At 42.8% G+C, this 20,297-nt stretch carries 17 protein-coding genes; 5 read left to right on the top strand and 12 right to left on the bottom strand.

Annotated features, from left to right (window positions below; translation table 11 throughout):
* Positions 1-39: 39 nt before the first annotated feature.
* Complete coding sequence (locus BW947_RS11350; RefSeq protein WP_076499648.1) at positions 40-3,681, bottom strand: Ig-like domain-containing protein; 3,642 nt, start codon at positions 3,679-3,681, stop codon at positions 40-42.
* A gap of 221 nt (positions 3,682-3,902) precedes the next feature.
* Here BW947_RS11350 and BW947_RS11345 point away from each other — a divergent pair, with 221 nt between their 5' ends.
* The 4 genes from BW947_RS11345 (at position 3,903) to BW947_RS11330 (ending at position 7,934) form a co-directional block, all read left to right on the top strand.
* Complete coding sequence (locus tag BW947_RS11345; RefSeq protein ID WP_076499647.1) at positions 3,903-5,201, top strand: dicarboxylate/amino acid:cation symporter; 1,299 nt, start codon at positions 3,903-3,905, stop codon at positions 5,199-5,201.
* A gap of 182 nt (positions 5,202-5,383) precedes the next feature.
* The gene (locus tag BW947_RS11340) at positions 5,384-5,743 is read left to right on the top strand and encodes a hypothetical protein (RefSeq protein WP_076499646.1); all 360 of its coding nucleotides are present in this window, start codon (positions 5,384-5,386) and stop codon (positions 5,741-5,743) included.
* A 173-nt stretch (positions 5,744-5,916) separates the two neighbouring features.
* Positions 5,917-6,591 (top strand): response regulator, encoded by a 675-nt coding sequence (locus BW947_RS11335; protein ID WP_076499645.1) that lies wholly within the window; start codon positions 5,917-5,919, stop codon positions 6,589-6,591.
* Complete coding sequence (locus tag BW947_RS11330) at positions 6,582-7,934, top strand: ATP-binding protein (RefSeq protein WP_076499644.1); 1,353 nt, start codon at positions 6,582-6,584, stop codon at positions 7,932-7,934. The genes BW947_RS11335 and BW947_RS11330 overlap by 10 nt, the downstream gene beginning before the upstream one ends.
* Positions 7,935-7,950: 16 nt before the next feature.
* On the opposite strand, the gene BW947_RS11325 is transcribed toward BW947_RS11330, so the two are convergent.
* The 5 genes from BW947_RS11325 to cobB form a co-directional block, all read right to left on the bottom strand.
* A complete protein-coding gene (locus tag BW947_RS11325) occupies positions 7,951-8,646 on the bottom strand; it encodes a 2OG-Fe(II) oxygenase family protein (RefSeq protein ID WP_076499643.1) in 696 nt (231 codons plus the stop codon).
* Between the two features lie 323 nt (positions 8,647-8,969).
* The gene (gene corA / locus BW947_RS11320) at positions 8,970-9,917 is read right to left on the bottom strand and encodes a magnesium/cobalt transporter CorA (protein ID WP_076499642.1); all 948 of its coding nucleotides are present in this window, start codon (positions 9,915-9,917) and stop codon (positions 8,970-8,972) included.
* A 126-nt stretch (positions 9,918-10,043) separates the two neighbouring features.
* Positions 10,044-10,415 carry a hypothetical protein gene (locus BW947_RS11315; RefSeq protein ID WP_076499641.1) on the bottom strand — a complete coding sequence of 124 codons (372 nt, stop codon included), beginning with the start codon at positions 10,413-10,415 and terminating at the stop codon, positions 10,044-10,046.
* A 301-nt stretch (positions 10,416-10,716) separates the two neighbouring features.
* A complete protein-coding gene (locus BW947_RS11310; RefSeq protein WP_076499640.1) occupies positions 10,717-11,166 on the bottom strand; it encodes an ATP-binding protein in 450 nt (149 codons plus the stop codon).
* A complete protein-coding gene (gene cobB, locus BW947_RS11305; protein WP_076499639.1) occupies positions 11,163-11,894 on the bottom strand; it encodes a Sir2 family NAD+-dependent deacetylase in 732 nt (243 codons plus the stop codon). Before cobB ends, BW947_RS11310 begins: the two co-directional genes overlap by 4 nt.
* 254 nt (positions 11,895-12,148) lie before the next feature.
* Between cobB and fur the strand changes: the two genes are divergently transcribed.
* Positions 12,149-12,580, top strand: a complete 432-nt coding sequence (gene fur / locus BW947_RS11300) for a ferric iron uptake transcriptional regulator (protein ID WP_076499638.1) — start codon at positions 12,149-12,151, stop codon at positions 12,578-12,580.
* Between the two features lie 75 nt (positions 12,581-12,655).
* Here the strand turns inward: fur and BW947_RS11295 are convergent, their stop codons facing one another.
* From BW947_RS11295 to sucA, 6 genes are all read right to left on the bottom strand, one after another.
* The gene (locus BW947_RS11295; RefSeq protein ID WP_076499637.1) at positions 12,656-13,159 is read right to left on the bottom strand and encodes a GNAT family N-acetyltransferase; all 504 of its coding nucleotides are present in this window, start codon (positions 13,157-13,159) and stop codon (positions 12,656-12,658) included.
* Between the two features lie 93 nt (positions 13,160-13,252).
* On the bottom strand, positions 13,253-13,660 hold the full coding sequence (rnk, locus tag BW947_RS11290) for a nucleoside diphosphate kinase regulator (RefSeq protein ID WP_076499635.1): 408 nt from the start codon (positions 13,658-13,660) through the stop codon (positions 13,253-13,255).
* A gap of 398 nt (positions 13,661-14,058) precedes the next feature.
* Positions 14,059-14,931, bottom strand: a complete 873-nt coding sequence (gene sucD / locus BW947_RS11285) for a succinate--CoA ligase subunit alpha (RefSeq protein ID WP_076499633.1) — start codon at positions 14,929-14,931, stop codon at positions 14,059-14,061.
* Positions 14,931-16,097, bottom strand: a complete 1,167-nt coding sequence (sucC, locus tag BW947_RS11280) for an ADP-forming succinate--CoA ligase subunit beta (RefSeq protein ID WP_076499631.1) — start codon at positions 16,095-16,097, stop codon at positions 14,931-14,933. The genes sucD and sucC overlap by 1 nt, the downstream gene beginning before the upstream one ends.
* Positions 16,098-16,202: 105 nt before the next feature.
* Positions 16,203-17,393: a 2-oxoglutarate dehydrogenase complex dihydrolipoyllysine-residue succinyltransferase gene (odhB, locus tag BW947_RS11275; RefSeq protein WP_076499629.1), complete on the bottom strand. Its 1,191-nt coding sequence runs from the start codon at positions 17,391-17,393 to the stop codon at positions 16,203-16,205.
* A 31-nt stretch (positions 17,394-17,424) separates the two neighbouring features.
* Positions 17,425-20,256 carry a 2-oxoglutarate dehydrogenase E1 component gene (gene sucA, locus BW947_RS11270; RefSeq protein ID WP_076499627.1) on the bottom strand — a complete coding sequence of 944 codons (2,832 nt, stop codon included), beginning with the start codon at positions 20,254-20,256 and terminating at the stop codon, positions 17,425-17,427.
* Positions 20,257-20,297: the final 41 nt, after the last annotated feature.

Genomic DNA, 20,297 nt, shown 5'->3' with positions numbered 1-20,297 from the left:
CTAGTCGGGCGTTTTCGCTGTACTAACTAGAGTAAATCATCAACCAGCATCTATCACGTTGACAGACACAGTTAATGGTTCACCCAAAGGGGTTTTAACCGTAATCGTTAGCGGTCCAATTGTTTTCTTATTTGGAGATGTTTCTAAACCAATAGTAAAAGGATATAGCAATGGTTTACTAGAGGTATTATGTCCTACTGTATATGTTGAGGTCACTGAACTTAATACGCCATTATCTGCTGTTCCAGTTATCGTAGTTCCAAACGGAAGCGTATTATTGTTTAAATCTGAAAGGAATAAATAAACGGTTTGTGATGCATCGACTGTTAAATCAATCGGTTGCACTGGGGTAATATTTCCAGTTACTGCATCTATATTCACCAGTCTCATGAATGGAGTACTGCCAGACATGACTAATGGAAGATTTCTAAATACATTCAACTGAGCTTTAAAATTATCACTCCCTGTATCAGTACAGTTTGCCTCAGAACCTTGCGCACAAAGTAAACCAGTATACTTACCATCTGCACCATCAAAAGAACCGCTTACATTGTAATCAATAAATTCTTCTTTAACCGCTCCTGCTGGTAATGGTGAACCTCGATATTTACCATCTTCGTTATGATCTGTGAACGCTTCAGATAAATCACTAAAATCTTCATCTTTATCAAATAACCCATTTCCATTTAAATCAACAAAACTCTCTTCACCTATCGCGTAAGCCGTAATTGTCGTTCTACCTGGACGTGGTTCTGCAATAACGGAATTAGTACCGTCAAGATAGCGAGCATAACTATTACCCGTACATGGCGGAGTGATAATTCCATTAAATCCACCATTAGGACAAATCACAGTCGTTCCTTTGAAAGGACGAGAATCTTGACTTCGCCAAGTCACAGAACAACCACCATTAGGTATTAATACACCTGCACCATTATCTTTGGAGCCAGTAACACATGAACTGTCAATACCACCGCCTTCAGTTCTAAAACTGATTCGAGTACCAGAAGGTACAAGGTTGTTAAAATGATCCGCAGCTAACACATTGATTATTGACTGTTCATTATCATGATCCCATCCTTCAGGATTAAGAATGGTGGCAGATAAAGAGAAACTCTCATTATCAGCAAGTCCTGTAGATACAACTAACTCATCTGAAATATTAGAAATAGTTGCATCATGACCGTTGCCAGTACTACCAGACCATAAAGCAAATACTTTTACAGGTGTAGGAATATCACCAGCTTTTACCGTAACAGAAACTTGGCCAAATGCATCCGTGTAAGCCACTGCATATTTATTCGGTAAACTCAGGTCTGAAGGGTACTCAGCATCTCCAGGCTGAGGCATATTGCTACATGCCAAATAATCCTCAGCAAGAGGTGATGGTGATAACGTCATGCCTCCTACTTCGGTACTCAATTCAAAACAAACTCTTTGCTGACTAGCCGGTTGGCCAATTTCATTTAATAACTTGAACTGAACAACAGATGTCTCACTACGTGCACCTACTCCTGCAATTCCACCAGTGCCACTCAGAGCCAACTGATTAGGTGTTACAGAAACAAACTCAATAGCTCCAACTTTTACTGTATCAACTGTAATTTGAGTCGTCTTAGACACTGAGCCGCCACCAGTAACAGCTGAAACAGATATTGTATCTAAACCACTACATCCTGTTGAACGATAGGTCGAATAGCCTTTACCAGCGTTAGTAACTATCGGCGAATCAATGACAGCTTTACCAGCAGCAACACATTCTGATGAAAATTCTATAGTGAAAGGTTGGCCTGTCGATAATGAACCATCAGGATTGAAAACCGTGACTTCAACAATAGTAGAACCACCTGCTGGTAAAGAGTTATTGCCTACACTTGTTTTTATATCGAGGCTAATATTTACTCTACCAATATCAAACGCTTTTGTAGATACAGTCTCTTTGACTTTTAAGGATACTTCGCCAGCCCCAACGTTACTATTCGCGTACAAGTCGAGAATAGCTTTACCCTCAGCATTCGTAATTGCTGTACCTGAATTAGGGCTAATAGCACCTAATGTTGTCGCGGCAGTAACAAGAACTTGTTTTAGGGCTTGCGTACTGCCAGAACGAGTCACTTTAGCACCAATAATGCCAGGTTTATCGTTTGTAATACGATCGGTTGGATTACAAACCTCAAAGTTCTTTAGTGTTTTGTCCCAAGCAGCAACACCATTACAATCATATATATTAAAATTGATCTCAGGGCTTGCTTCTACAGGATCAATATCATCACCAGCGGTAACAAAACCGACAATAGCCTTCGCGGCACCATAACTTGCAGTGACCTCACCAGCACCTTCAATGCTACCAGCGGTTAAAATAATAGAAGCACGACCAATTGTATCTGTTAGAGCAGTCCCTTTGGCTGGAAGGAAGTTTCCTAAGGTACTACTAAAACTCACCACTTTACCAACCAATGGAGTAGCATCTTTATCTATTAAAGTAACCGTAACCTTGCTCGGTTGTGCTGCACTGACATTCGTGGTTGGCAAACTCGTCTGACTATTTGTCAACTGTATTGATAAAGAATTAGCTTCGCCATTTCCACCAGGTGCATCACCCACGACGTCAAAATTAAAACTATCGGTGATTATTTCATTTTCAAGTGAAAAACTAACAGTTACAGTGCCAGCACCTGCATCAGTACCAGTCACTAATGTTACCGAAGCATTACCTGCTAAGTCAGTGAGAGCGGTTCCTGATGAAGGATTTAATATGCCCTGGCCAGTTAAATTGAATGAGACAGTTTGATAACTGGTAGGTACTCCGTCTTTCAATAACGAAGCCGTTACGGTACCAGGAACAACATGACTAATCGTTCTTAATTCTTGACCTTGTGAATCAGTAATTATTAATGCAATGCTATATGCATCGATTGGTTTAACATCAACCTCATCACCTGTAGTATTAAATCCAAATGGTTTTGACTCTGTATCGTCTACTTTCGCAATTATTTTACCAGCACCAGCGACTGTTCCGGCCGTGATGATTACTGTAGCTAGGCCGTTTGTATCAGTTAGCGCGGTACCTGATTCAGGTATGAATTTACCTAATGTTGAGGTAAAAGTAATAACCTTACCAGCAAGAGGTTCGTCGGTACTATTTGTATATATTGCACTCACGGTTCCCTGTATAGCGGAACTAATGTCAGTAATAGCCTGTCCCTGAGCATTAAAAAGAGATAGGTTAAGTTTATTCCCCGTTCCCGGCTGAACAACACCATCTCCCTTTGAATAAAAGCCCTTAGTTATATAAGCCCCGCTCGCAACACTTGCCGTTATATTACCTGCCCCCGCTAAGGTTGCAGTATTAAGTTTAAGTGTTGCAACTCCAGATGAGTCCGTTAACTGCGTCCCTGTTGAAGGGGTAAAAGAGCCTAAATCTTCATTATCTAACTTGAATGAAACAACAACGCCAGCTAGGGGACCAGTCTTGGAGTCAATAACTGTTGCTTTAACTTCAGCAGGCGTCGCAACAGAAACACTATCACTATTAGAAATACTAAGAGTAACTGTCACAACACTTGGTTTAGGCTCAGTGCCATTACCAGTGCCATCATCCGAGATACTGCCTCCACCACCACATGCAAATAAGAAAAGTGAACACATTCCTGCGAGAAAAACTTTATACGCTGACTTCATTGTCAGGCTCCCTGTTACTCTGATGATAATACCTAAGCAAAACGCTTATGACTTATAGCTTAATATTACACTTTTTTCACATAACATAGCTATTTTAATATCATTTTCCATCGATTTTACACGCAATACTTTAACGTGAAATGACATTTCATATTCTAGTTTTTCTTGCTAGTCTTGGGCACGCGAAAAAATAAAACTTATAAGCACCCACAGGACTCTCTATGGCAATTTTGAAAAAAAATAAACTAGGCCTTACAAGTAAAATTCTAATTGGCATGGGAGCAGGCATTGCTTTGGGCCTCGTACTGCGCATTGCCTTCCCGGAAAGTGATATTGTTAATGACTATATTACTGAAGGTTTCTTACACGTTATTGGCACTATTTTCATCTCTAGTTTAAAAATGCTCGTGGTTCCCTTAGTTTTTATTTCCTTAGTTTGCGGAACTTGCTCACTGAGTGAACCTTCAAAATTGGGACGTTTAGGAGGTAAAACTCTCGCCTTCTATTTATTCACCACCGCAATTGCTCTCGTAGTTGCGATTGTTAGTGCCGTCCTCATACATCCAGGGAATGCTTCACTGGCTACAGAGAAAATGGAGTACATAGCCAAAGAAGCGCCAAGTCTTTCAAGCGTTCTTATCAATATAGTGCCCACTAATCCGATGCAGGCATTGAGCGAAGGGAATATGCTGCAAATTATTATTTTTGCAGTTATTTTTGGCTTTGCAATTGCACATATTGGTGAGCGTGGTAAACGCGTAGCTGCTTTATTTGAAGATTTAAATGAAGTCATCATGCGTGTCGTAACATTAATCATGCAGCTTGCACCTTATGGTGTGTTTGCGCTGATGGCAAAACTTGCGTTAACGCTCGGTTTAGGAACATTTGAGAGTGTCGTTAAGTATTTTTTCGTGGTTCTCGGTGTTTTACTGGTTCATGCCTTTATTGTTTACCCTACACTTTTAAAACTCTTCTCTGGTCTCAATCCCTTAATATTTATTCGGAAAATGCGTGATGTGCAGTTGTTTGCCTTTTCAACGGCAAGTTCAAATGCCACTTTACCCATTACCATAGAAGCCTCAGAACATAGACTAGGTGTCGATAATAAGATTGCCGCTTTTACGCTGCCCTTAGGTGCAACCATTAACATGGATGGCACAGCAATCATGCAAGGTGTGGCCACTGTATTTATTGCACAGGTTTTTGGTATTGAGCTCTCACTCACTGATTATGCTGCTGTAGTAGTTACCGCAACGTTGGCCTCTATTGGCACCGCAGGCGTACCAGGTGTAGGACTTATTATGCTGGCAATGGTACTTAACCAAGTCGGTTTACCTGTCGAAGGTATTGCTTTGATTATTGGTGTAGATCGCCTGTTAGATATGGTGCGCACGGCAGTTAACGTAACCGGTGATTGTGTGGCTACGGTGATCATTGCTAAATCTGAGGGCGAATTTAACGAAGCAGTATTTAATAATACTCAAGCTGGTAAAATTTCGGCTAATTTCGATGGTTCATAACCTCGCTTAAATACCTTAATTTTGATATACACATTACGCCCACACCATGTTGGGCGTTTTATTTCATAACCAATTAAACCGACATCTTCAGATTAATAAAACGTGAACATACCAATAGAACGGTAAGTTATTTTTCGATACATTATCTTTTTTTAGTTTTATACGCAAAATGGAGTAAAAATATGTGGTGGAGAGTTATTTGGATCTTGCTAGCGTGCTGGTTATTGAGCGCACATTTTCTACGTTATGAACAAATTAATTTTGCTATTCCTTTTGCGCTAGCGCCTCTAGCCTTACTATTCAGATCATTATATTTACTCAGATTATTACAAATTGTTCTGTTTATTAGTGTGTTTGCCGTTTGGGGCGTTACAGCCATCGAAGCCGTTCAAATTCGGCTAGTACAAGAAACGCCTTGGCTAAGATTATCTTTTATTATGATGGCGGTGATGCTATTTACCTTTGGAGCGATTATGTGTGTCAATGGTATTTTGCGCATTAGAAAACAAAAGTTCTCCTGGGGTCCATCTTCGCTACGTTAACCTTTGTATGTAGCCTGCGTTATCAAAGAGTCTTTATTTTAATCATTGCTTCAGCTCGGTCAGCAGAGGTTAAGTTCTGCTGGCATATGCTGGCATTCTAATTTGGTTATTGATGTGATTTTGCGTAAACTTATTTGCAAAGATTTAACTCATCCACTTTAAGGCATGCATATATGAGAATTTTAGTCGTTGAGGATGATCTAATTTTATCCCATCATTTAAAAGTACAGTTAAGCGATCTTGGTAATCAGGTTCAAGTGGCGTTAACCGCCAAAGAAGGATTTTATCAGGCTACAAATTATCCCATTGATGTTGCTATCATCGATTTAGGCCTCCCGGATCAAGATGGTATTAGCTTAATTCAACAATTACGTGCAGCCGAACTTAAAGCGCCAATATTAATCCTTACAGCGCGAGTGAACTGGCAAGACAAAGTTGAAGGTCTTAATGCGGGTGCCGATGACTACTTAGTAAAACCGTTTCAAAAAGAAGAGCTGGTTGCAAGGCTTGATGCTCTCGTGCGCCGTAGTGCAGGGTTTGTCAAACCGGTTATTTGTAGTGGCGAATTAAAACTCGACCTCGCGGCTAAGCAAGTCACGCTTGGTGATGAAATAATGGAAATCACCGCCTTTGAATATTTAATCCTTGAATACTTAATGCGGCATTGCCATGAAGTGGTAGCGAAGCAGCGCTTGCTCGATGTTATTTATGGTGACAAGGAAGGTGATCCCAACACAATTGAAGTGATGGTCAGCCGCCTACGTAAAAAACTCACCCACGATAGTATTGATAACCCGATATTAACCATTCGTGGCCAAGGATATAAATTTAATCTGCCATGCCATTAAGAGTGAAATTTAAAAAACGCCTACTGACGCGCATGTTTATCACCTCCCTCTCGATTATTGCCTTAGTGGGTTTTGGTCTAGCTTGGATGGTAAACATTTTGCACGCGCAGAATAGTTATAACGAAGAAACCGCGCAACTGATTGCCGAAATTCCCCAAGTGGCCGCAGAATTACGCGAGCATGATTTGATCCCTGATACCAGTGCTTGGCTAGAAGAAAATAATAAACAAGAGCGCTATGTGATTGCCAGCTGTGATGAAAAGTTTAAACAGGTCTGGACTTCGTCATTAGCTGTCGATCGCGGCCTATTTGATACCTGCGAGCGTTTTAACGAAATTCGTAATGATTCCCCGCCCTACTATCTCACTATGGCTGATGACAGAGGTTACTTTGTTTATCTGCTCGCGGTAGATATTGCAGGCGAGCATTATAATCTGCTCGTAATGAAAGATGCGGCTAAACTCGAGCAAGAATACAGTAAATTTAGTAAACGTACCTATATCCGCTTGGCCATGGTTTTAGCTTTAGCTCTCATTCTATTAATTAGCGCAGCCTATTGGGGAATGCGGCCGCTAGTGCGAATGAAAAATGAGTTGCAATCGATTAACCAAGGTAAAAGCAAATCACTTTCAGAAGGTTATCCTGTCGAGCTAGAAGGCGTCACCCAAGCACTTAACCAGATGTTACAACAATCCAGTGCCCAGCAAGAACGTTATCAAAATGCGATGAATGACCTAGCACACAGCTTAAAAACTCGCTTAGCCGCGGTGCATGCCATTACTGACGACGCCAGTTTAAATAAGCAATCTGCGAGTGAAAAGATCATGGAACAGGTGAGCCAAATGGATCAGTTGGTAAAATATCAACTTAAACGAGCCATGCTTGGTCGCCAAGGTCTAAAACAAGAACAAACAGCTATTGCGCCATTAGTCGATCAACTGGCACAAATGTTATTTAAGATTTACCGCGATAAACAAGTTCAGTTTAGTGCCAATATCAGCCCTAATTTAATGTTTCCGGGTAACAAAGGCGATTTAATGGAATTATGTGGCAACCTCATGGAAAATGCATTTCGGCTATGTATTAGCCAAGTTCACGTAAGTGCGCACATTAATCCACTGGGAGAATTTGAGTTGATTGTCGAAGATGACGGGCCAGGTGTTGAAGAAAAACTGAAACAAAAAATTATTCAGCGCGGTGTCCGTGCAGACACTCAATCACCGGGACAAGGTATTGGCCTAGCCGTATGTGATGAAATCGTCCACAGCTACGGTGGTAGCTTAAGAATAGAAGAAAGCCGTTTAGAAGGGGCACTCTTTAGGATCTGTATTCCTCCTGCCTAATTCAACTAGAATAGGTTCAAGCAATAATGGCATATAACTTTTCAGCGCGATTAAACATAAGCCAAGAGGTGACAATGTATTTATCACCACTGATGGGTCTATTACCTCGATGTGAGTGAGTAAATCCTGCGGGGGCGATGACCATAGTGCCTTTTTTAGGAGATATTTTACGTTGTTGATAGTAGAATTCAGTTTCACCACCCTCTTCAACATCATTTAAATAAAACATATACAATACAACACGGTGCAAAGCTTCGTTATGACCATTCTGTGGAAACTGCTCAGAATGCCAATGGGGATAGCCGCCCTTATTTTGCTGATACTTCTGAATATTAATACTACCACTACGATATAAATATCTTACCAGTCCATCGGCTCTAGGCACGCCAAGCGTAGTAAAGTTAGCCGGAGTTAATGTCGTTGGCTGTCCTTGTTCATCATTTACTGACACAGCAACCGCGCCCATTAACGCCATCGAATACTGAGAAAAATAATCCACAGCCCCCACTAAGGTGTGACCTAAAAGCTCATTTTTCAAAGGCTGTAAATCAGTAAAATTGTCTAAAGTTAAATCACGACTGATTTTCTTTTCTGGATCAACACCGTTGCCCGTTTGCCCATCGACAACGCCGTTATGTTGCTCGAATGCCGCGATGAGGCGGTCGCACAAATCATCAGGCAACGCATTGGGGTATATTTCAATAAAGTCCATACATACTCAAAGAATTGATTAATAATAGGCTTATGCTGGCATGTTCGTTAACTAATTGTAAAGTAATACTAATGAGATTATGTTCATCTTAGATTACTCGATATTTAGCACATATTAAGTATTGAAAGCCGTTATGCATTAATTACAATGGATAAATTGATTTATTTTTAATCAGTCATATTCTGGGCTGGAGCCAAATCTCTAGCGTAACTCTGCTATTTAGGCATGCCAATTATTGAATAAAAAGGGCGAATTAATTATTCGCCCTTTTTATTGCTATTCTAATGTTCGCCAACCACCGCCAGCAAGATTAAGGTATTGATTTACAACCAATGTTTACGTTTGAAGAAAAAGTACGTGCCTGCTGCACTGGCTACCATCATCACAATCGCCATAGGATACCCGTATTGCCACGCAAGCTCGGGCATAATCGCAAAGTTCATCCCATAGCTACTGGCGATTAATGTCGGGGGTAAAAATACCACCGCGGCAACCGAGAATATTTTAATAATTTTATTCTGTTGCAAACCACTAAAACCCATAGCTGCATCAAGTAAGAAGTTTAACTTGTCGAAAATAAACTGGCTGTGGGGCATCAAGGATTCGATATCCGACAACATCTCCCGTAAATCTTTCAAGTGTTCATCGGATAACTGACCACGGTAGTAACGCTGCATATAGCGCAATGACCGCTGGGTATCGAGCAAACTTAAACGAATTTTCCCATTAGAATCTTCTTGCAAAGTAATGAGCTTAAATACATCGTCTAATTTATCATTATCAAATACCTGCTCACCGACGTTTTCCAGCACTGTGTAGACATCTTCGATTAAATCAGACAGATGTTCCACTTTCAGATTAAAGAGTTCGAGAAATAGCTCCTGTGGCGTCGATACCTCTAGCCGTCCTAGACGCAAATAGTTACGCAATAATCTGATTAAACCGACGTCATCCTCACGAATGGTGAGTAAAAAATTAGCCCTGAGGTTAAAAGAGATGTTTACGCCGCGCACATCCTGACCGACACGCTGGGGGAATAATGAATTGATATGTAACCCATCACTGTTTTGATAAAAACGTGCCGATGCCTCAATTTCATTAATATCTTCTTCGTCTGGTACTTCCTCAACAGAAAAATGACTTAACCATGTACGCTCAGCATCATCCGGTTTATACAGATCTAACCAAATGGTCGATGAGGGAATACTGTCCAGTACCCCAAGCTCAGTCACGCTAAGGTGACGATTTTCATAGACATAAGCAGTTATCATTTGTCCTCCTGAAAACAACTTAAGTTAAAGATTCTACTTAAGTGCAGGCTAAAAAATTGTCGCTAGTTTACCGCATAAGTTGGTAATGAAAAGGCGGGGAGGATAATTTAGTAAAATAAATGTGCCCTAGTCCGTTTCAATAATGGCCAACCGTTCTTGGGTTGAAAAGCGAATATGGATACCATCAAGTGTCACCATTTTAGAATCTGAAATATCACCTTTTCGCACACGATACTCACCATTATTAGCCGCATTTGGTGACACTATTTTTACTGTAACAACACGATGTTGATCGCGCCAATACCAGACACTGTAGCTCAATAAACCAAGTCCGAGTACCACAAATATGCCTGTGAGTAGATATCGACGCCACAGAGAGCTGCCCAATGGCTTGTCAGCGATGTTAATCACCTGGGGTTGTATAAGACGGGTACGCTTTAGCAGCAAAAACCAAGCTCCCGCAATCACTAGGATTGTTAATAATATTTTAGTTAGCACGCCCTTTCCTCTTATTCTAATGCAACTTACGCGCTATCGTGTATGCAAATGCTTGTAGTTATTGAAGTATTATTCATATGAACCCACATATTATACGCTGACTTCAGTGAATAAACTGTCTTTGGGATCAAGCTTAAGCTCCATCGTCAAAGAGATAAGACAAATATCACAGTGATAGATGCATATGAAGCAAAGTATTGAGACGAAATATACAGGCTTAATTAGGATAAAACATCACAGGGTGCGTATCACATCGGTTATGCCAATAGCATCGCAATTTTGAGCATAATAGCCGTTACCGTTAAAAATCTTCAAACATTGCTGCCATTCGCTGAATTTGTACCAAGGGAACGCCATGTCGGTTTCGCGCTGCGCACTCAAGTTGATGAGCCCGATTACTAGGTTCACCTACAAGCACAATTCTCACTTGATAACCTAAGGCCTTAGCAGCAGCCTCATAGGCAATGTACTCCCAGCGACATAGATTTGTATTATCACAAATCACGATAGGTTCACTTGATGACAGCGCTTGAATAAAGCCAGCTAAGTTACATTGGTGATACTCAGGTAACTTCTTCGCGTCGAACAGATATCTATCTTGGTGATAGAAAAAACTATCGGTAGAAAAAATACCGCGCTGCCGCACACTAATAGCGTTATCTAAAGGTAGAGATAATATAAAGCGCTCAACCCAATGTGACTTACCACTACCCGGTAAGCCGCGCATAATGATGGCTATGTTTTCACTCATAAATTTGGCTCACTACTAATCACCCTTCCGGCTAAAATTGTATTAACTAACTGAGGCACCAATTCTCCAGCTTTACCTGTAAGATGGTATTGAAACTGACAGTGTCTATCGGGGGGGATCATATTCACTTCAACCGTTTGTGCGCCGTGATGATTAGCCGCATCCACAAAGCCTGCTGCTGGATATACCGTACCCGAAGTGCCAATAGCGATAAATAAATCACAATGATCTAGCGCATCGTGGATCCTATCCATGCCTAAGGGCATTTCACCGAACCAGACTATATGGGGGCGTAAGCGCTGGGCAGGAATACAACAGGTACAACAATTTTTCGGTCCAAACGGATCACGTAAAATAAACGTTTGCCGCGAACGTGGACAGCGTCCTTTAGAAAGTTCGCCATGCATGTGCAATAAACGTCGCGAGCCTGCACGCTCATGCAGGTCGTCAACATTCTGCGTAATAATGAGTAATTGTCCTGTAAACTCCGCCTCTAGCCTAGCCAAGGCTAAGTGCGCTGCATTAGGCTCAACCGTTCCACTGTGTAATTGCTGCCAACGACTATTATAAAATCGCTCAACCAATTCAACGTCACGCTCATAGCCCTCAGGCGTGGCAACGTCTTCAATATGATGTTCCTCCCAGAGACCATCTTGATCACGAAAGGTGCGTAATCCTGACTCAGCAGAGATCCCCGCGCCAGTTAACACGACTATTTGCTGGTACATGCTAATTCCTTATAATTTTTATTAGGGTGATTCTCACTGATGCTAAGCGCCGTGAATACTATTCCTTGGTATAACCATACAAAAACTATGCTTGAATTGCCGTAAAATATTGTGATTCAACGCCTATTGATACAATTTATCTGCATATAGCGCCATAAAGCCAGAACAAAGGTTTAAGTTTCTAACCCAAGCCCCTATAATGGCAAACACTATACACGGATGAACCTATTGGTTCTGCAATCAAGAGATTAGCAATGACAGACGGAAATCAAGCGCTAAAAAAAGCGGGTTTGAAAATTACCCTGCCACGAGTTAAGATCCTAGAACTGATGCAAGGACCTGAAAACCAACATATCAGTGCAGAGGATTTGTACAAAAAGTTGTTGGATTTAGGCGAGGAAATTGGTTTAGCTACCGTTTATCGCGTGTTAAATCAATTCGATGATGCCGGTATTGTCAGCCGCCACCATTTTGAAAGTGGTAAAGCCGTATTTGAACTTTCAACTCAACACCACCATGATCACTTAGTTTGCTTAAGTTGCGGCAAAGTCATTGAGTTTTCAGACGACGTGATTGAGCGCCGCCAAGATGACATAGCCAAGAGACACAATATCAAGCTATCAAATCACAGCTTGTATCTCTATGGTCACTGCACCAATGAGACTTGTGAGCATAACGACGAATAATCGGCCACTACTTTGGATACCGATTAAAACAAAAACCAGCCTAAGCTGGTTTTTTATTCACTTTATATCGCGTAACTAGGGTGATAGTAATCGGCCGTAAATATTAACCTTATGCCCCATAAACTGATTTTGTTCACGCCAGTGCATCCCCACACGTTGAGCAACCCTTTCTGAACCAATATTTCCTTCTAGGATCAGCGCGATAAATTGCTCAATTCCCAAACGGCTAAATTCAGCCACCGCCGCTAATGCGGCCTCAACACCAATACCCTGTCCCCAATATTCGGGAAAATAACGATAACCGAGTTCAACTTCGTTAAATTCTGGAATAAATTTAGGACCACAAAAACCGATCACTCGCTTATCGGCTTTGTGTTCTACCGCCCAACGCCCAAAACCATGTAGTTGGTAATCAACTTTAATAACCTGATGAAATAACTCAACTGCCTGCTCAGGAGATGCAAAAGCTGGCGTAGGAATAAATTTCAACATTGCAGGATTACTGTTCATTAAGAACAACGCATCACAATCTTGCTCGGTAAATGGCCGAATAATTAATCGTTCAGTTTGGGTAATCATTGTTGTACCTTCTAAAAATAATATTTAAAAATCCGCGAATGATTAACACACAAAAAAATGGCGTAAAGTCAGTGACGCTACGCCAATGCAAGTTTAGCGGTGAAAATCACCACTACGCTCAGGTTGATACAATATTTCTTCAATACGCACTTTAATAACAGAACCGCCGGAACCTGGCCATTCAATCTCTTCTCCCTGAGATAGCCCTAATAATGCGCCACCTACTGGAGCTAAGATTGAAATCGTCCCTGCACCATTAACATCTTTTGGGTACACTAAACGCAAACAAAAGGTTTCATTACTGGATGAAACGCTAAACTTTACTTCCGAATTCATAGTGACAACATTTGCAGGCACTTGAGCTGCGGGTACTATGTCTGCACGGTCTAATTCTGCTTCTAATGCTGCTTTACCCGGAAACGCATTTGCCGGGAGTGACTCTAATAATCGTTCTAGCCTTTCTAAATCGATTTCAGAAATAATGATTTTAGGTGTGTTCACAGTCTTTCCCTCATAAAAGCGTGATGTTTAAGCCGATTATTATGGCTAACATCAACTTAGTGGCTTACCTGCTTTAATGCAGTAAGCATCCATAAAACAAATACGCCCGCAGCCAAGGGCTGCAAACGTGTGACATAATTAAACAAAAGATTTATTTCTGAGACAGCACTGAAGCCATAATCATGTAGATTACGGTTAATGGTTCAACTGGAGATGACCCCCGCCACAGATAAAAGCAATTGTCTCTCCGAGAGACATCAATCTAACCTTTATAAAGAAAAATATCTAGTCTTCAAAATGTTAGCTTAGTCCTATTTCATTTAAGCTAAGTCACATAAATCAAATTAAGCCCAATAAAAAAGGCGCCTTAGGCGCCTTTTGGTATCGAACGGTTTAACTTACCAACCAGTGCGAATACGCAGCGCTTTGCCGATATCAGCAAGCGAGCGGACAGTTGTCACACCCGCTGCTTCTAGTGCAGCAAATTTGTCTTCTGCAGTACCTTTACCGCCAGCGATAATCGCGCCAGCGTGGCCCATACGCTTACCAGCAGGTGCAGTAACACCAGCAATGTAAGACACAACAGGCTTAGTTACGTGTGCTTTGATGTAAGCAGCCGCTTCTTCTTCAGCATTGCCACCGATTTCACCGATCATCACAATCGCTTCAGTCTGTGGATCGTTTTGGAACATTTCCAATACGTCGATGAAGTTAGTGCCTGGGATTGGATCGCCACCGATACCTACGCAAGTAGATTGGCCGAAACCTTCATCAGTCGTTTGCTTAACCGCTTCATAGGTCAGCGTACCTGAACGTGAAACGATACCCACTTTGCCGCGTAAGTGAATGTGACCAGGCATGATGCCAATCTTACATTCACCTGGGGTGATAACACCTGGGCAGTTAGGGCCAATCATGCGAACGCCAGTTTCTTCAAGTTTAACTTTAACTTGCAGCATATCCAGCGTAGGGATGCCTTCAGTGATACATACGATAAGCTCAATGCCACCGTCGATAGCTTCAAGAATGGCATCTTTACAAAATGGTGCCGGTACATAGATCACAGAAGCAGTCGCGCCAGTAGCAGCTACAGCGTCTTTCACAGTGTTAAACACTGGCAGACCTAAATGCGTTTGACCGCCCTTACCAGGAGACACACCGCCCACCATTTGCGTACCGTAATCGATAGCTTGTTGTGAGTGGAATGTACCTTGACCGCCAGTGAAACCTTGGCAAATTACCTTAGTATCTTTATTGATTAAGACAGACATTATTTGCCCTCCGCAGCTTTAACAACTTGCTCAGCCGCATCAGTCAGACTGGTCGCTGCAATGATATCAAGACCTGATTTAGCCAGTACTTCACGGCCAAGTTCAGCGTTAGTACCTTCTAAACGGACTACAACTGGTACTTTAACGCCGACTTCTTTAACGGCGCCAATGATACCTTCTGCAATCATGTCACAACGGACGATACCGCCGAAGATGTTAACCAGAACTGCTTTCACATTGCTGTCAGACAGAATGATTTTGAAAGCTTCTGCTACACGTTCTTTAGTCGCGCCGCCGCCTACGTCTAGGAAGTTCGCTGGCTTGCCACCATGCAAGTTAACGATATCCATGGTACCCATAGCCAGACCAGCACCGTTAACCATACAGCCAACGTTACCGTCTAATGCAACGTAGTTCAGTTCGAACTTAGCCGCATGAGCTTCGCGGGCATCATCTTGTGATGGATCGTGCATGCCTTTGATTTTTGGTTGACGGTACAGAGCGTTACCATCAATACCGATTTTACCGTCTAGGCAGTGTAAGTTGCCTTCAGTGGTAATAACCAGTGGGTTGATTTCTAAGAGTGCAAAATCATGCTCAACGAACATGTTCGCCAGACCCATGAAAATCTTAGTGAACTGCTTCATTTGCGTTGGGTTTAAGCCTAACTTGAAGCCAAGATCACGGGCTTGAAAGCCTTGTGGACCAGTCAAAGGATCAATAATTGCTGTGTGGATGAGTTCTGGCGTTTCTTCTGCCACTTTCTCAATTTCCACGCCACCTTCAGTCGATGCCATGAACACAACGCGACGAGTCGCGCGGTCAACAACCGCACCTAAGTACAGTTCGTTAGCGATGTCGGTGCAGCTTTCTACTAAAATTTTAGCAACTGGCTGACCTTTCTCGTCAGTTTGGTAAGTCACCAGATTTTTGCCTAACCAGTGTTCGGCAAAGGCTCTGATTTCTTCTTTATCGCCAGTGACTTTAACGCCACCTGCTTTACCGCGGCCGCCTGCGTGTACTTGACACTTAACAACCCATAAATTTCCGCCAATATGGCCTGCCGCTTCTACAGCTTCTTGGGCTGTATCACATGCAAAACCTTCTGACACTGGTAAACCATATTCGGCAAATAGGGATTTTGCCTGATACTCATGCAAATTCATGATGATCTATCCGTATACTTCTAATCAAATCCAACTGGCCCAATTGGGCCAGTCACGAGGGTATGTCTGGCTATTTCGTTAAGCGCAATCTCTTATCGAGTTGGCTTACAGATCAAGCAGCAGACGTGTTGGGTCTTCAAGGAAGTCTTTAATCGCTACCAAGAAACCAACAGACTCACGGCCATCAACAATACGATGGTCATATGAGAGTGCTAGGTACATCATGGGCAGGATTTCAACCTGACCATTGACTGCCATAGGACGATCTTTAATGGCATGCATGCCTAAAATCGCGCTTTGTGGCAGGTTAAGAATTGGTGTCGACATCAGTGAACCGAAAACACCACCGTTAGTCACAGTGAAGTTACCGCCAGTCATGTCAGCCACAGTCAGCTTACCGTCACGACCTTTAAGCGCTAAGTCACGGACTGCTTTTTCGATTTCAGCTAAGTTCATGGTATCTGTGTCACGTAATACTGGTGTTACCAGACCACGTGGCGTTGATACAGCGATGCTGATGTCAAAATAGTTGTGATAAACGATATCATCGCCATCAATAGACGCGTTGACTTCTGGGAAGCGTTTTAGCGCTTCAGTCACCGCTTTGATGTAGAAAGACATAAAGCCTAAACGAATACCATGGCGCTTTTCAAAGATATCTTGGTATTGCTTACGGATATCCATAATAGGCTTCATGTTCACTTCGTTAAACGTTGTGAGCATAGCGGTAGAGTTTTTAGCTTCTAACAAACGGTTAGCGATGGTTTTGCGTAAACGTGACATAGGCACACGTTTCTCGCTACGACCAGCCGCTAACGGCGCCACTGCTGGCGCTGCTGTAGAAGCGGCCTTTGGAGCCGTCTTAACGAAAGCTTCAACGTCTTCTTTAGTAATACGACCACCCACACCAGTGCCTTTTACTTTACTGGCATCAACATTGTGCTCAGCCAGTAAACGGCGTACTGATGGGCTTAAGGCATCACTGCTTTCATCGCTTGTTGCAACAACAGGTGTTGCCGCTTCAGCTTGTGCTTTAGTGACTTCTTTACCCGATACGGCGCCAGCGATGAATTTAGCAATCACTTGTTCACCCAGAACAGTGGCGCCTTCTTCAAATAGAAACTCACCAATGTAGCCATCTTCTGGCGCGACCACTTCAAGAACCACTTTATCGGTTTCAATATCAACCAGGTTTTGATCACGAGAAACTTGCTCACCCACTTTGACATGCCAAGTGGCAATTGTGGCATCGGCAACAGATTCTGGTAGTACAGGTACCTTGATTTCGATACTCATGAAAAACTATCCTTTTATAAAATGTCTATTACTACAGTGCAGTTGTAAATTTTAGGGCACTGTTCACTAAAGATTCTTGCTGATGTGCGTGCAGCTCAGGATAACCACATGCGGGCGCAGCTGACGCTTCACGACCGGCATAAGTTAACTGTGCACCAACAGGAACCGCGGCCCAGAAATGGTGTTGACTAGAGTACCAAGCACCTTGGTTCTGAGGCTCTTCCTGACACCAAACAAAGTCTTTCACATGTTGGTAATCCGCCAGAGCAACGATCATTTCATCATGTGGGAACGGATATAACTGTTCAACACGAATTAGCGCGACGTTAGTGATATTTTCTTTACGGCGTTTTTCCAGTAGTTCAAAGTAAACCTTACCACTACAGAATACGACGCGGTCAACTTTGCTGGCTTCCAACGTATCGATTTCACCAATCACGTTTTGGAAACTACCGTTTGCCAACTCTTCTAAACTAGAAACCGCTAATGGGTGACGTAGCAAAGACTTAGGAGACATAACGACCAAAGGTCGACGCATAGGACGCACCACTTGGCGGCGCAACATATGGTAAACCTGTGCAGGCGTAGAAGGCACACACACTTGCATATTGTGGTTAGCGCACATCTGCAAGAAACGCTCTAAACGAGCGCTTGAATGCTCAGGGCCTTGACCTTCATATCCATGGGGTAACAGCATAGTCAGACCACATAAACGGCCCCACTTTTGCTCACCCGAGGATAAAAATTGGTCGATAACCACTTGGGCACAGTTAGCAAAGTCACCAAACTGCGCTTCCCAAATGGTTAAACCGCCAGGTTCAGTCGTGGCATAACCATATTCAAATGCTAATACAGACGCTTCAGATAATACTGAGTCAGTAATATCAATCGGGCCTTGTGTTTCATTTACATTGCGCAGAGGCATGTAAGTCGTGCCATCATTTTGATTGTGCACTACCGCATGACGATGGAAGAAAGTACCACGGCCAGAATCTTGACCAGTAATGCGCACGCGCTTGTTGTCTTCAACAATCGAGGCATAAGCCAAGGTTTCTGCAAAACCCCAATCAAGGAGCTTCTCGCCTTTAGCCATTGCTACCCGATCGCTATAAATCTTAGCTACACGTGACTGTACGGGGTGGTTTTCTGGCACATAACTCATTTTGTCAGCAAGATTCTGTAGACGCTCAACCGACATAGCAGCTTGATACGTCTCATCCCATTCACGACCGATAAATGGTGCCCAGTCAACAGAATGTTTCGTCATTGGACGCCATTCTTTAACCACACAGTCACCTTGATCTAATGCATCACGGTAATTGTTGATTAAGCCTGTCACTTCATCGGCAGCAATCACATTGTCAGCGATAAGCTTGTCAGCATAAATCTTACGTGGAGTGGCATGTTTTTTAATCTTGGCATACATCAATGGCTGAGTTGCACTTGGCTCATCGGCTTCGTTATGACCATGACGGCGATAACAGACTAATTCAATCACCACATCACGTTTAAATTCATTACGATAATCAACCGCTAACTGTGACACAAAGGCCACCGCTTCAGGATCGTCAGAATTTACGTGGAAAATCGGTGCCTGAACCATCTTAGCAATGTCAGTACAGTATTCAGTCGAACGCACGTCCGCATGGTTAGACGTAGTGAAACCCACTTGGTTATTCACTACAATGCGAATACTACCGCCCACTTTAAAGCCACGGGTTTGAGACATGTTAAATGTCTCTTGTACTATCCCTTGACCTGCTATCGCAGAGTCACCGTGAATAGTAATCGGCATAACTTGTAAGCCATCTTTGCAACCGCGGCGGTCTTGACGGGCACGAACAGAACCAATTACCACAGGGTTAACAATTTCAAGATGCGATGGGTTAAAGGCCAGTGCTAAATGCACATTGCCACCTGGCGTTTCGAAATCTGAAGAGAAACCTTGATGGTACTTAACGTCACCAGAACCATGAGTATCGGCATGCTTACCGGCGAACTCGTCAAACAGTTCGGCTGGACGCTTACCTAACACGTTCACTAATACGTTTAGACGACCACGATGCGCCATACCAATGACGATTTCTTTGGTGCCCGCTTCGCCTGCACGATAAATAATTTCGCGCATCATAGGTACTAATGCATCGCCGCCCTCTAGCGAGAAACGTTTCGCACCAGGGAATTTAGCGCCTAAGTATTTTTCAATGCCCTCTGCAGCGTTTAAGCCTTCAAGAATGCGTGTCTTAATACTTTTATCGTAACTGGCTTTACCTAGGGAAGGCTCGAGGCGTTGCTGGATCCAGCGTTTCTCATCGGTATCGGTAATATGCATATATTCAGCACCGATAGAACCACAATAAGTGGCTTTGAGCGCTGTTACCAAATCCGCGAGTTTCATGGTTTCACCATCATGAGCAAAAGAACCGGTATTAAACTCGCTAGCCATATCTTCTTTAGTCAAGCCGTGGAAGGCGGGATCTAAATCAGCAACGGGCTCGCGTTTCCACAGTTCAAGCGGATCAAGGTTCGCACCTTGGTGACCACGAAAACGATGGGCGTTAATTAATTGCAGGACTTTTACTTGCTTAGCATCCATATCAGGATCGGTCACGCGAGCAGAGCTCTTATGGCGTCCTTCTAACGCTAAACTGCGAAAATAATCACGTACTTTTGAGTGAGCAGCTTCAGGCGCATCAACAGCAGCACCATTCACAGGAGGGAGATTATCAAATACCGCACGCCAGTCATCAGCAACTGATTGTGGGTCTTCTTGATAGGCTTCATACATCTCTTCTACGTAGGTCGAATTAGCGCCACTTAAGTGAGATGATTCGAGCCAGGCTTTCATGATGCCTTGGTGCATTTCTATTCCTTTCAAACTTTATACACGTGCTTAGCCATAGT

This window comes from Shewanella morhuae (assembly GCF_900156405.1).
Taxonomy (GTDB): domain Bacteria; phylum Pseudomonadota; class Gammaproteobacteria; order Enterobacterales; family Shewanellaceae; genus Shewanella; species Shewanella morhuae.
Note: the sequence above shows the minus strand (reverse complement) of the source record. Positions and strands in the feature narration are given on the sequence as shown.

Excerpts from the sequence above, each read along its gene's own strand:
- BW947_RS11350 (WP_076499648.1), bottom strand. The coding sequence starts at position 3,681 with ATGAAGTCAGCGTATAAAGTTTTTCTCGCAGGAATGTGTTCACTTTTC.
- BW947_RS11345 (WP_076499647.1), top strand. The coding sequence starts at position 3,903 with ATGGCAATTTTGAAAAAAAATAAACTAGGCCTTACAAGTAAAATTCTA.
- BW947_RS11340 (WP_076499646.1), top strand. The coding sequence starts at position 5,384 with ATGTGGTGGAGAGTTATTTGGATCTTGCTAGCGTGCTGGTTATTGAGC.
- BW947_RS11335 (WP_076499645.1), top strand. The coding sequence starts at position 5,917 with ATGAGAATTTTAGTCGTTGAGGATGATCTAATTTTATCCCATCATTTA.
- BW947_RS11330 (WP_076499644.1), top strand. The coding sequence starts at position 6,582 with ATGCCATTAAGAGTGAAATTTAAAAAACGCCTACTGACGCGCATGTTT.
- BW947_RS11325 (WP_076499643.1), bottom strand. The coding sequence starts at position 8,646 with ATGGACTTTATTGAAATATACCCCAATGCGTTGCCTGATGATTTGTGC.
- corA (WP_076499642.1), bottom strand. The coding sequence starts at position 9,917 with ATGATAACTGCTTATGTCTATGAAAATCGTCACCTTAGCGTGACTGAG.
- BW947_RS11310 (WP_076499640.1), bottom strand. The coding sequence starts at position 11,166 with ATGAGTGAAAACATAGCCATCATTATGCGCGGCTTACCGGGTAGTGGT.
- cobB (WP_076499639.1), bottom strand. The coding sequence starts at position 11,894 with ATGTACCAGCAAATAGTCGTGTTAACTGGCGCGGGGATCTCTGCTGAG.
- fur (WP_076499638.1), top strand. The coding sequence starts at position 12,149 with ATGACAGACGGAAATCAAGCGCTAAAAAAAGCGGGTTTGAAAATTACC.
- BW947_RS11295 (WP_076499637.1), bottom strand. The coding sequence starts at position 13,159 with ATGATTACCCAAACTGAACGATTAATTATTCGGCCATTTACCGAGCAA.
- sucD (WP_076499633.1), bottom strand. The coding sequence starts at position 14,931 with ATGTCTGTCTTAATCAATAAAGATACTAAGGTAATTTGCCAAGGTTTC.
- sucC (WP_076499631.1), bottom strand. The coding sequence starts at position 16,097 with ATGAATTTGCATGAGTATCAGGCAAAATCCCTATTTGCCGAATATGGT.
- odhB (WP_076499629.1), bottom strand. The coding sequence starts at position 17,393 with ATGAGTATCGAAATCAAGGTACCTGTACTACCAGAATCTGTTGCCGAT.
- sucA (WP_076499627.1), bottom strand. The coding sequence starts at position 20,256 with ATGCACCAAGGCATCATGAAAGCCTGGCTCGAATCATCTCACTTAAGT.